Origin of the sequence: Methanoculleus sp., from assembly GCF_036677455.1 — an archaeon.
Taxonomy (GTDB): Archaea; Halobacteriota; Methanomicrobia; order Methanomicrobiales; family Methanoculleaceae; genus Methanoculleus.
The window spans coordinates 18,929-32,116 of the sequence record NZ_JAVBWL010000011.1 but is presented as its reverse complement, the minus strand read 5'-3'; the positions used below and the strand labels follow the sequence as shown (position 1 = coordinate 32,116).

The 13,188-nt window shown below is 56.8% G+C and carries 7 protein-coding genes; 6 read left to right on the top strand and 1 reads right to left on the bottom strand.

Going from position 1 to position 13,188, the window contains the following annotated elements; translation table 11 throughout:
• Positions 1–122: 122 nt before the first annotated feature.
• The 3 genes from V6K60_RS03555 to V6K60_RS03545 all read left to right on the top strand — a co-directional run bounded on the left by V6K60_RS03555 (position 123) and on the right by V6K60_RS03545 (position 6,839).
• On the top strand, positions 123–2,735 hold the full coding sequence (locus V6K60_RS03555; RefSeq protein WP_332449141.1) for a TIR domain-containing protein: 2,613 nt from the start codon (positions 123–125) through the stop codon (positions 2,733–2,735).
• Positions 2,736–3,127: 392 nt separating this feature from the next.
• Positions 3,128–6,022 carry a phosphoribosylformylglycinamidine synthase subunit PurL gene (locus V6K60_RS03550; RefSeq protein ID WP_332449140.1) on the top strand — a complete coding sequence of 965 codons (2,895 nt, stop codon included), beginning with the start codon at positions 3,128–3,130 and terminating at the stop codon, positions 6,020–6,022.
• Between the two features lies 1 nt (position 6,023).
• A complete protein-coding gene (locus V6K60_RS03545; RefSeq protein WP_332449139.1) occupies positions 6,024–6,839 on the top strand; it encodes a phosphoribosylformylglycinamidine synthase subunit PurQ in 816 nt (271 codons plus the stop codon).
• 93 nt (positions 6,840–6,932) lie between these two features.
• Here V6K60_RS03545 and V6K60_RS03540 read toward each other — a convergent pair whose 3' ends face one another.
• Positions 6,933–8,135, bottom strand: coding sequence for a C45 family peptidase (locus tag V6K60_RS03540; protein WP_332449138.1), 1,203 nt, complete (start codon positions 8,133–8,135; stop codon positions 6,933–6,935).
• A gap of 313 nt (positions 8,136–8,448) precedes the next feature.
• On the opposite strand from V6K60_RS03540, the gene V6K60_RS03535 reads away from it, so the two are divergent.
• The 3 genes from V6K60_RS03535 to V6K60_RS03525 all read left to right on the top strand — a co-directional run bounded on the left by V6K60_RS03535 (position 8,449) and on the right by V6K60_RS03525 (position 12,271).
• Complete coding sequence (locus V6K60_RS03535) at positions 8,449–8,727, top strand: hypothetical protein (protein ID WP_332449137.1); 279 nt, start codon at positions 8,449–8,451, stop codon at positions 8,725–8,727.
• 214 nt (positions 8,728–8,941) lie between these two features.
• Positions 8,942–11,002: a formate dehydrogenase subunit alpha gene (fdhF, locus tag V6K60_RS03530; RefSeq protein WP_332449136.1), complete on the top strand. Its 2,061-nt coding sequence runs from the start codon at positions 8,942–8,944 to the stop codon at positions 11,000–11,002.
• Positions 11,003–11,005: 3 nt separating this feature from the next.
• A complete protein-coding gene (locus V6K60_RS03525) occupies positions 11,006–12,271 on the top strand; it encodes a Coenzyme F420 hydrogenase/dehydrogenase, beta subunit C-terminal domain (RefSeq protein WP_332449135.1) in 1,266 nt (421 codons plus the stop codon).
• Positions 12,272–13,188: the final 917 nt, after the last annotated feature.

Genomic DNA, 13,188 nt, shown 5'->3' with positions numbered 1-13,188 from the left:
TATTGTCTTATACCGGTTGGTTTCTCGTTGGGGCTGAAGGCTCATGATGAATTTCTTTTTCGAAATTCTCTTATACGTCTAGGCACCATATTCGCTTCTGGCTGCTTTGAGAGGGAATATTAATGGCTGACTATTTTAAATCGAACCGATCAGAAGAGATAACTCTTGGAGCAAGTGTTTTTGAAAAGAATACACGATTAAATCTTTTCATCAGTTATTCGCATAAAGATAATACCCCTGATAACCCAAATATTGAGGAATTTGTAACTCATATTGCTCCGCTAAAAGATAATGGTTCAATCGAAGTATGGTATGACCACTCAATAATAGGTGGCGAAAAATTTCGCGAAAAAATTGATTATAAACTAGAAGATGCTGACATTATTTGTTTGTTTGTCTCAGCAAATTTTTTGGCTTCAGACGAGTGCAAGCGTGAAAAAAAGAAAGCGTTTGAATTTAGAAATAAAATGGGAGTTGCAGTTGTTCCAATTATTTTGTCTCACTGCGGATGGCAAACTGATCCAGATATTGTAGAGTCGTTGGCTTTGCCTACAGATGGAAAACCAGTTTCACGGTTTTGCGATAAAACGGAAGCCTGGCAAGATGTTTACGAGGGATTGATTAAATTAATTGAAAAAGAACAGAGAATAAGACAATTAAAAATAAATAATGAATTTGAGGAGTTCTTATACGATGCAGAATTGTTGGCAAAAGCCCACCCCAAAAAAACGAATGTTTGTTTAGATGATATCTATATCTGCACTGAATTGATAAAATATGATAATTTAAAAAGAAACCACAGTACGGTAGATTCTGATGAGTTATTGGACAGCCTCTTTGATGATGGAAAAATCATTATTGCTGGAGAAAATCAATCAGGCAAAACAACCTTGTGTAAGAGGATATTTGTTGAATTGAGAAGACGTAACTTTATTCCGGTTTATGTATCTGATAAAAGAAACTCTTTTTTGGGTAAGATGGAAAATATCATCTCAAAATCTCTTCATGAACAATACTGCATTAATGAGAAAGATGTTGATATAGAGAAGATAATACCAATAATTGATGATTTTCACCGGGCCAAAGATAAAGAAAAGCATGTAAAGAGTTTAGTTAAGTACTCTCACTGTGTCATCGTCGTTGATGATATTTTCAGTTTAAACATTAAAGATGGAACGCTTATTTCTTCATTTACAACCTTCAGAATGAAAGAACTTAAACCCTCATTAATTAATTCATTAATTAAAAAATGGGTGAATATAACTGATAAAGAGGCTATAGATTACTATAAGGATATTGACAAAAATACCGATTTTATATATAACACTTTAGGGCGGAATATGGGAAAAGGGTTAATGCCAGCATATCCGTTTTTTGTTTTGTCTACCCTGGTCACATATGAAACATTCGAGATATCACTTAATCAAGACATCACTACACAGGGCTATTGTTATCAGGCATTTATAGTTTATTACTTAAGAAGGCATGGTGTAAGAAGTGACGAGATTGATACCTATATGAACTTTTTGACGGAACTTGCTTCCTATATGCATAAAGAAAAACAGGAGGAATTATCTTATGATAACTTTTCCTCTTTTATGCAGTTTTATTCGATTAAATATAATCTTCCAGTAGAAGAAGATATCTTACTTACAAATCTAAACGAAATTGTAGCACGTGATAGTTTCAACAATTATTCATTTAGATATTCATGTTTCTATTACTATTTTGTCGCAAAATATCTTTCTGAGCATATTGGAGAACCCGATGGGATGGTGACAATTAAGGGCGTGTTAGATAATCTTCATGTGGATGAAAACGCGTACATTGCAGTATTCCTTACTCATCACTCTAAAAGCAACATTATCCTCGAAGAAATCGAAAGGATTGCATCGTCTTTATTTGATAAGTACGGGCCAGCAACGTTGACAAAAGGTGAAATGAAGTTTTTTGATGAACAAGCACATATTATTGTGAAGGCAGTTTTGCCTGCGGCAAATGTAACACCTGAAATGAATAGAGCAGAAAGATTAAAGTTTCAAGATGATCTGGAACAATCTCTAGAAGATAAAGAAAATGAAGGGTATATTGATGAAAATGATTCATCTGAAAAAGATTTGAGGAAGGCTATCAAAACTGTAGAAGTTATGGGGTGTATTACTCGAAACCGAGCGGGCTCATTAGAGAAAGACAAACTACGGAAGATATTCTCAGATGGTATGAATGTTCATCTAAGGATATTGTCTTCGTTCTTTGAAATGATACAGAGTGAAGATCAACAAAAAGATATTGTTGAAGTTATATCAAAAAAATTGAGCAATTTTGAAACAGAAAAAGGCCCCTATAATGGATTAAACGAAGAAAAAAGGAGAGAATATGCCAAAAACATTTTTTGGAATTTAAGCTTCCTCTTTACATATGGGATCATTTCCAAGATTGTTCGCTCATTAGGTTCTGACAAGTTTACCGCGATTACCAATGAAGTTTGTGATAATGTTGACAATCCGGCCTCCTTTCTGATCAAACAGGGGATCTTTATGGGGTATGTAAAGAATGTCCGGCCAGAGATTGTTGCAAAAAGGATTAATAAAAACGATTTTTCTGAGATAGCAAAGAGAGTTATATTATTTATGGTTGTAGAACATTGCTCTTTAAATCCTGTTAGTTATCAGGATTTACAGCGAATAAAGGTGCTTTTAAAAGTCTCAGTACCTCCTAGATTGCAACTGAATTGAATAGGCTGAACTCTCGTTGTCCAGACATGACTGCACTATTGCCAACTCAAACAGGAGTGGTTCCCATAACACGGTCGAGTGTAGTATCCGACCATTCGAACCCACTGGTGCGATAGAGGTTGCTGTCTTGCATATCGATTCCAAAGTGTTGCGCGATCAGTCAGTTGAGATCTCCATCTCCTCATGGTACAGGCCGCAGCTTAAGATTCCCAAACGTGATTATTTGGCAAGGACTTTGGAGGCATCCTCAACCCCACCTGGATCCCTCTTCTAACCCAACTGCACACTCTCATCCCCACCCCATCGCAGCTCTTTTCACCCGATCGCACCCATATATATACATGGCCTCTCACGTCCACCGGATAGAGGTACACTATACCCACGATCCACGCTTGCAGACGCGTACCGAGAGGTTCCGCTCGCTCGGCATCCCTTTGCGCGAGCTGCATCTCGTCGACGTCTACACCATAGCGACCTCTCAGAGGGACTTTTCCCCCGACGAGCTCTCGCAGATCGGCGCGCAGCTCAGTAACCCCGTCGTCCAGCGTTACTCCGTAGACCGGCCGACCGAGGCCGACTGTGATTGCGCGATCGAGGTCGGGTTCCTGCCCGGGGTCACCGACAACGCCGGGACGACCGCAAAGCAGACCATCGAGGACTACTTCGGGTTCCGGTTCGGCGAGGGGGAGGCGGTCTTCTCGTCGCAGCTCTACCTCGCCGCCGGCGACCTGACTCCAGGATCCCGCGAGAGACTCACCGCTGCCCTCGCAAACCCGCTCGTCAACCGCGTCCATGTCAGGAGCCGGGCGGAGTACGACGAGAAGGGGATGGACCCGGTCACGCCCTTTGTCCGCCTCGACGACCTGCAGGCGGCCGGGACCGTCGACCTCGACCTTCCCGACACGGACCTCGCCCGCATCGGAAAAGAGGGTATCCTCGACCCCGAGACCGGGGAGCGGCGGGGACCGCTCGCCCTCGACCTCGCCCAGCTCCACGCAATCAGGGACTACTTCCGGGCCCTCGGCCGGAAGCCGACGGACGTCGAGCTCGAGTCGCTCGCCCAGACCTGGAGCGAGCACTGCAAGCACACGATCTTTGCTTCAGCGATGGACGACGATCTGCCAAGAGGGCTCTACAAGACCTGCATCCAGGCAGCCACCAACACCATCCGCGAGGCGAAGGGCGATAAGGACATCTGCGTCTCGGTCTTCACCGACAACTCCGGCGCCATCGTCTTCGACGACGAGCACCTCGTGACCTGCAAGGTCGAAACGCACAACTCCCCATCGGCCCTCGACCCCTTCGGCGGTGCCCTCACCGGGATCGTCGGGGTGAACCGCGACACGATCGGGTTCGGCCTCGGGGCAAAACCCTGCATCAACATCTACGGCTACTGCGTCGGCGACCCCGAGACCGAACCGCCCCTCTTCCGCGGAAAGAACCGGGAAAACCCCATCCTCCCTCCCCGGCGGATCTTTGAGGGCGTGGTCCGTGGTGTCGATGTAGGCGGCAACTGCTCAGGCATCCCGACGCCACAGGGGTGGTGCTACTTCCACGACCGTTACGTGGGTAAACCCCTCGTCTTCGCAGGCACCGTCGGCGTGATGCCGCGCGCTCGCGACGGGAAGCTGCTCCACGAGAAGCAGGCCCTCCCCGGCGACCTCATCGTCATGCTCGGCGGCAGGGTCGGCAAGGACGGCATCCACGGGGCCACCTTCTCCTCGGAGGCCCTCGACCCGGCAAGTCCCGTGACCGCGGTCCAGATCGGCGACCCGATCACCCAGAAGAAGTTCTCCGACGTCATCGTCAAGGAGGCCCGCGACCTCGACCTCTACCGGAGCATCACCGACAACGGGGCAGGAGGGATCTCCTGCTCTGTTGCCGAGATGGCGAGGGAGTCCGGCGGGTGCCACGTCCTCCTCGACCGCGTGCCGCTCAAGTACCCCGGCATGGCGCCGTGGGAGATCTGGATCTCCGAGTCGCAGGAGCGGATGACGCTCGCCGTCCCGGAGGGGAAGGTAGACGCGTTCATGGACCTGATGGCGAAGAGGGAGGTCGAGGCCACCGTCATCGGGAGATTCACCGATACGGGGAGATGCGTCGTGGAATACAACGGCGAGACCGTCATGGACGTCGACCTCGAGTTCCTCCACGACGGTCTACCAAAGAAGCACCTCCGGACTGAGCCCGTGACGACGACCTATCCCGAGCCCGGGTTCACGTGCCCGGACCGGCTCGACGACCTCCTCCTTAGCCTGCTCAAGAGAAAGAACATCTGCTCGAAAGAGTTCATCTCGACCCGGTACGACCATACCGTCCAGGGAGGCCACGTCCTCGGGCCCGTGCAGGGGAGCGGGCGGGTCCAGGCCTCGGCCACGCTGACGAAGGTCGTGCTGGATTCGATGAAGGGCGTGGGACTCTCGCAAGGACTCTTCCCGTCCTACACGGAGCTCGACCCCTACCGCATGGCGATTGCCGCGATCGACACGGCGATCCGGGGCCTGATAGCGATAGGCGTTCCGATGGATACCATCGCGCTCCTTGACAACTTCTGCTGGTGCTCCTCCGACGAGCCCGAGCGGCTCTGGCAGCTCAAGCGCGCTGCGCTCGGGTGCCGTGACGGCGCGATCGGGTTCGGGACGCCGTATATCTCAGGGAAGGACAGCATGTTCAATGACTTCTCCGGCTTCGACGCGGACTCAAACCCGATAAAAGTCTCCGCCCTCCCGACCCTCCTCATCTCCTCGATAGGCGTCCACCCCGATGTCACCACCGCGGTCTCGATGGACGCGAAGTTCGACGGCGACCTCGTCTATGTCGTGGGGGAGACCGGGGAGGAACTCGGCGGGTCGGAGTATCTTGCGCACCTCGGCATCGAGGGAGGTGCGGTCCCGTCGCTCTCGATCGAGACCGCAAAGGCGCGCTACGACAGGATGACCGACGCGATCGAGAAGGGGCTCGTCGCGTCCGCCTTCCCGGTCACCCACGGGGGGCTCCTCGTCGCCCTCGCGAAGGTCGCGATCGCCGGGAGGGTCGGCATGGATCTCGCCATACCCGGCGGGATGCGCCCGGACCGCTACCTCTTCTCGGAGTCGCTCGGCCGCCTCATTGTCACGGTCGCCCCCGCTGACCGGGAGGCGTTCGAGGAGATCTTCGGCGGCGACGCACACCTCCTCGGCCGCGTCGACGGCACGACGTTCCGGGTCTCGGCGGGAGAAGAAACCCTCATCGAACAGCCCATCACGACGATGGAAACAGCATATAAGGCGCCTTTCGGAGGGTACTGAGATGGCTACTATCAAGACCCCGGCAAAAGCCCTCATCATGAGCGGCTACGGGCTCAACTCTGAGATGGAGACCCGGGAGGCCCTGATGCGGGCCGGCATGGCGTCCGATATCGTCCACATCAACGACCTCATCGCGGGGGAGAAAGCCCTCTCCGACTACCGGCTGATGGTCTTCCCCGGCGGGTTCTCCTACGGCGACGATACGGGCGCCGGGAACGCCTACGCAAACCGCGTCAGGAACAACCTCTCAAGCGACCTCAAAGACTTCCTCGCCGGGGACAACCTCGTCCTCGGGATCTGCAACGGGTTCCAGATCCTCGCAAACCTCGGCCTCGTCCCCGCGTTCGACCAGGACCGTCCCCGCGAGATCGCCCTGATGCCGAACCGGAAGGGCGTGCTGGAGTGCCGCTTCGTCACGCTGAAGCCCGCGGCGGAGAACCTCTGGACGAAGGGCATCACGCACCTCTACTGCCCGGTCTCCCACGGCGAAGGGAACTTCTCCTGCTCGGAAGAGACCTTAAAGCGGATCGAGCGCGAGAACATGGTCGCGTTCCGGTACTGCCGCGACGACCTCTCCCCCGCGGGAGGGGAGTACCCCTACAACCCGAACGGGGCGCTCGCGGACATCGCCGGGATAACCTCGGCTGACGGGAAGGTGCTCGGGCTGATGCCGCACCCCGAGCGGGCGATGGAGTTCGTGAACCTCTACGACTGGCCGACCCAAAAAGAGCGGCTGAAGCGCGAAGGAAGACCGCTGCCCACAGAGTCGATGAACCTGCAGTTCTTCCGGAACATCGTTGCGTACTTCGGGGAGTAGCCCCGTTGAGAGTCTACCCCGGAGCCTCGACGAGACTCCGGTGAGGGGGGCGGAGACGGACCGGGCTCCCTTCGGCCCGGGTCCTCTGCCCTTTCAAACCACGAACAACTGCCCGAGCTCCACCTTCTGCCAGTCACGGTCCACGACCTTCATCCAGAGCGTACGGGTCGCCGGGGCAAAGACCACCTGGTGATCTGACGAGTACGGCATACCCTCAAGCATGCTGTGTCGGAATGTCGCTCCCCCGTCCTCCAGCAGCACGTCGCGGATTGCCACCATCCGTTCGCCGTCGATCGACCCCTTGCTCTCCTCGGCGAGGCGGAGCAGGTTTTCGTACCGCGAGGTCGAGTGCTCCGCCGGAGGCGCCGCAAGCCGCCACGACGGGTCCACGAAGTGGTTTGCGGCCGCGATCACGCCCGTGCCCTCCCGGCGCTTGATATCGTAGACGGTCTCCTCGTAGGAGTAGGCCCGGTCCGGTCCTGCCGCGTTCACGATCCAGGCGCAGTCCGCACGGGTGGTCATGATCCCGGCATCGAGCCCGTCCATATCGGAGTAGTCGAGCATCAGCCGGAAGAACTCCCCAATGAGGTCGGGTCTCCCGGCAATCTCAAGTTCACCGCCGGAATCCGCCGCGTTATCGTCGGCGACAAAAAGCCCCGCGCTGTTCATCAGCGTCTCGGGGCGCGCCCCGGCCGGGCCGAAGGTCGCGACACCGTTGCTCCCGTCGGTCGGGTTGTAGATCGCGAGGGTGTAGTAGGGGTAGAAGACCGAGAAGACGTCGGGCAGGTCGTAGTTCCGGGAGAGAACCACCGAACCGTCCGGGGTGTAGTTGCCCCATACCGCCATGAAAGAGCACCCTGCCTTCGCCCCGTAGGTTATGAGGTAGACGATCGGGCCTTCGTAGAGGATATCGACCTCATCCCGGGTGAGGCCGGACGTCTCTGCGATGCCGGCCCGGATCTCCTTCATGCGCTTCGCCTGGAGCGCCGTTGCCGTTGTAGCGAACTCGCCGATCTCCGCCTCCGTGTAGCCTGAAGCCGTGAAGTGGGAGCGGAGCATCGTATACTCTTCCTGGAGTTCGTCCTTCATCAGGGCGCCGTACTGCCGCCCCATCTCCCGGTAGGTGCCGGAGAGGACGACGACATGATACGCTCCTGCCTCGTAGCGTGTGCCGTTGCCGGACGTGGCAACCTGTTTCAGCCCGGTATCGGCCGCCCCCGCATCTTCCGAAGTGAGGACGATCGCCGTCGCCGGGACCACAAGCGCCAGTGCGATGAGAAGATGCAATAGTTTCATGAAGAAGCATCTTTGCCCGGGCGGATAAATCTGCTGAAATAAGTTGTGTGCGACTATTTTTTACATTGCAAGCAGTTCGTCCGCCGGATCGTTCTATTGCACCTCCCGGCGGACGAGCCGGGATACCCCTCGAATCCCGACCGGTGTCCGCTATCCGAAGAAGACCTCCCGCGCCCCGGCATAAAACTATATCATTTCCCGGGAGAATGTCCCGCCCGGAACACCACTCGAAGGAGGAGCAGCCACGAAGATCAGGGTCACCCGCTGTTTTGCAGAAGAGGGCGCCGATACGCCCGCAGTCCTGGATGTCGAGGTGAGCCAGGGCGACGTCCCCTCGGCAGATGAGATCCTCTCGTTTGCATCCGTCCATGGTGATTTCGTCTGCATCCCGGACCGCATCTTCCACCGGTTCGAGATCATCCTCCCGCTGGAGAGCCGTCTTGAGGTCTTCAAAGATGCGCTCCTCCAGGTCGTATACCTCGAGCGTGAGAGTTCCGGGGGCGGGGGGCTCAGCCCATACGAGGTTGAAGACTTTGTCGACGCGCTTGAGCGGACACGGCAGAAGTTACTGGGCGGCGATGCCACGCTCTGACCGGTTGAAGTTGGTGTCCCTCCCGGGTCATGGAGAACGAACCACGACCTCTCTCTGGCGATCCCGATCGCGCTCCCGGCGGCGTTGCCCGGTCAGGCAGTCTTCTGAAGCAAGTTCCCGCGGCAATCTGCCACTATTCATCAAAAATCCCGCCTGGACCACGTATATTATATAATTCGGGTGATATGGTGTCCCTTGCCAGAGGGGAATAAGAATGGATATCGACTATGTATCAACGACATGCCCGTACTGCGGCACCGGGTGCGGGTTCAACCTTGTCGTCCGGAACGGCAAGGTCTTTGACGTGGGGCACTGGCAACGCGCCCCCGTCAACGGGGGCAAACTCTGCCCCAAGGGACGCTATGCCCACGAATTCATCAACAGCCCGGACCGCCTCACGAAGCCGCTCATCAAGAAGGACGGCACGTTCGTCGAGGCGACCTGGGACGAGGCCTACAACCTGATCGCGGAGAAGTTCGGGTCCTACAAGCCCGCGGAGATGGCCTGTCTCTCCTCCGCCCGGACCTCAAACGAGGAGAACTACCTGATGCAGAAGTTCGCCCGGGCGGCGCTCAAGACCCCGAACATCGACCACTGCGCCCGGCTCTGCCACTCGTCCACCGTCGCGGGCCTTGCAGCGGTCTTCGGCTCCGGCGCGATGACCAACTCGATCAAGGACATCGCCGACTCCAGGTGTATCTTCGTCCTCGGGTCCAACACCTTCGAGCAGCACCCGCTCATCGCGCGGAGCATCGTCCGGGCGAAGCAGAACGGCGCGAAGGTGATCGTGGCCGACCCGAGGTATACCCCGACCGCCCGGCAGGCCGACCTCTACATGCCGTTCGTCTCCGGGACCGACGTCGCAATCCTGAACGGCCTGATGCAGGAGATCATCAGGAACGGTTGGGAGGATAAGAAGTTCATCACACACAGAACGAAGGACTACGAGAAACTCAAGGAAGTCGTCATGAAGGAGGCCTACAGCCTTGAGAACGTCTCGAAGATCTCCGGTATCCCGGCCGAGAGCCTCAAGCAGGCCGCCGAGTGGATAGCAACCGCCGATGTCGCCGCGCTCATCTACTCGATGGGTATCACCCAGCACACCACCGGCGTCGACAACGTCAAATCGACGGCGAACCTGATGATGCTCACCGGCAACCTGGGCAAGCCCGGCAGCGGCGTGAACCCGCTCCGCGGCCAGAACAACGTCCAGGGCGCCTGCGACATGGGGGCTCTCCCGAACGTCTACTCGGGTTACCAGAAGGTCACCGACGAGGAGACCCGGAAGAAGATGATGGAGATGTGGAGCGTCGACGATCTCGCCGAGGGCAGGGTCGGCTACACCGTCACCGAGATGATCAACGTCCTCGCCGATAAGCCCGGTGAGATCAAGGCGATGTACATCATGGGCGAGAACCCGATGCTCTCCGACCCGGATCTCCAGCATGTCGAGGAGGCCCTCCGGAACCTCGAGTTCCTGGTCGTCCAGGACATCTTCATGACCGAGACGGGCGAACTCGCCGATGTCGTCCTGCCTGCCGCCTGCTACGCGGAGAAGGACGGCACCCAGACCAACACCGAGCGGCGCGTCCAGCGCTGGAGGAAGGCGCAGGACCCCCCGGGCGAGGCGAAGCCGGACTGGCAGATCCTCTGCGAACTCGCGGCAAAGATGGGGTATGAGAAGCAGTTTACCTTCGAAAGCCCCGAAGCGGTCTTCAACGAGGTCGCCGCCGTCACGCCCTCCTACCACGGCATGTCCTACGCCCGCCTCGACCCGGACGGCCTGCACTGGCCCTGCCCGACCGCGGAGCACCCGGGAACGGCGATCCTTCATAGGGAGACGTTTGCAATGCCCGACGGCCTGGGCGTCTTCTCGCCCATCGAGTGGAAACCCGCCGCTGAGGTGCCGGACGCCGAGTACCCGTTCGTCCTCACGACCGGCCGCACGATCTGGCAGTGGCACACCGGCACCATGACCCGCCGGTCGTGGAGCCTGGAGAAGGAGGCGCCGATCGGCTGGATCGAGATCAACCCCGAGGATGCAGAGGAACTCGGGATCAAGGACGACGAGGTCGTCCGGGCGAGCACCCGGCGGGGCTCGGTCGATATCCCCGCGAAGGTGACGGACGAGATCATCAAGGGTGTGATGTTCATACCGTTCCACTACAAGGAGCATCCGGCGAACAGGCTGACCCACAACGCGCTCGACCCGATCGCAAAGATCCCTGAGTTCAAGGCCTGTGCTGTGAAGGTCGAGAAGATTGCGGAGGTGTGAGAGATGGCGGGAAAAGGCGATTTACTCTATGCATGGACGACAGACGAAAACCTCCGCGAGAAGGCGGAGACCGGCGGAGCGGTGACCGCGCTGCTGCGCCACGCTCTTGAGAGCGGTATGGTCGACGGGGTCTTTGCGGTCAGGAAGGGCGCGGACGTCTACGACGCAATACCGGCGCTGATCACCGACCCCGCCGAGATCGCACAGACGGCCGGCTCGCTCCACTGCGGCACCCTGCTCCTCCCCAAACAGATGCGGCGGTGCCTCCTCGCGACCGAGCCGAATATGCGGATTGCGACGGTCCTCAAAGGCTGCGACGTCAAGGCGATCTACGAGATGGCGAAGCGCGGGCAGGTCAACCTGGACAACATCATCGTGATCGGCCTCAACTGCGGCGGCACCATCCGGCCGGAGGTGGCGCGGACTGTCGTCCGGGAGAAGCTCAATCTCGACCCCGACGATGTCGTCAAGGAGGAGATCGACAAAGGAAAGTTCATCGTCGTTACAAAAGATGGCGAACATGCCTCCATCTCGATCGACGAACTCGAGGAGGGGGCGGAAGACCTCCTCGGGAACGAAGGCCTCGGCCGCCGCTCGAACTGCCGCCGGTGCAAGATCAAGATCCCGCGCCAGGCGGACCTCGCCTGCGGGAACTGGGGCGTTATTGGTGAGCGAGCCGGCAACGCCACGTTCGTCGAGGTCTGCTCCGAGAAGGGCGCAAACCTCCTCAACAGCGCTCTCGAGGCCGGCGCCGTAGCGACGGAAGCAGCAAACCCGAAGGGGGTCGAGATCCGCGGTAAGGTCGAGAACGCGATGCTGAAACTCGGCGATAAGTGGCGTGAACGCTACTTCGGGGCGCTCGGTGAGGGGACGGAGCGCTTGAAGAAGATACGCGAGCAGACGAGCCGGTGCATCAAGTGCTACTCATGCATCGAGAACTGCCCGATCTGCTACTGCATCGAGTGCAGCGCGAAGAAGGCCTACCTGGTCGAGCCCGGCGTCATCCCGCCCCCGTTCATGTTCCACCTGATCCGGTTCGCGCACATCTCGGACTCCTGCGTCAACTGCGGCCAGTGCGAGGAACTCTGCCCCGTGGAGATCTCGAACTCGGTCTTCCTCCACGCCATCCAGACCGATCTCGAGAGGCTCTTCGGGTTCCATCCCGGAGAGGATATGACCCCGCCGGTGCTCGCGCTCGTCGAGGAGAGCGCGGAGCGCGACCGGCTCATCGCCACCGGGAGCGACCAGATCTTCGATGTGTTCAAGTGAACGACGCGTGCCCCAACGGGGGCAGGCGGAGTTCGAGAAAACGCGAAGCGTTTTCGAGTAACGACGGGCCGAAGGGCCAGGAGCGTGAGCACCACAGGTGCGAGGTGCGGGTCCGGAAGCACGAGCACTACAGGGTGCAAAACGGGTGCCCCGGCCCCCATCCGGGAAGGGGCTCCCCCTCCTCGCTACCCTGTCCTCCCGGAGCCCGTGGCCCGGCTTCTTTGGGACGCCTGCCAATGCCCTGTAGCCCCGGATCTTCCGGGATCGACCTTTGGGGTTCCTGACGGGAAACCCGACCGCTGGAAGAAAGATATATACGTCTCGTCGGGGTATGATACCAGGCTGCGACGAAGATCACGAGGGTTATGGCATAGAGACCGCCCGGAGGTAAGGAACTCGAGTGAGGAAGGAGAAAACAAGCCTTGATGCTCGTGACCGATAACGCATCTGCTTTCCCGGGGCACCCCCGGAGTGTACCCCGCGGCAGGGGGCCGCAGGCGGATGGCAGGAGAGCCATCAGGCACCTTGATATGGGCTGGATCCCGGGACAGATACCATCTCCAAAACTTAAAGATATGTGCCTGCCCTCAAAAAATAGCCCCGTTTCTTCCGTTCCGGCACTGATCCTGGAGACGGGTTCCGACGCGCAGGCATCTATGGGTATTTTGCGGTGCGTTCGTCGACTGGCTTAAATATGCACGGAAATTAGACGATATACTCGCCTGTTCTCGCAGACCTCTCCGAACGTCTTCTCAAACTCACCTATATTCTGCGTGGTTTCAGGCGCAATGGTTAAAGCGCCGTTTCTTCATTTTCTAATGTTTACCGACAGGAATTAACTTGTAGGGGAGATAAATGCTTGAATCGGGATTCGATTCCCCGCTCGGGACGATCATTTCGAAACCTATTAATAGCAC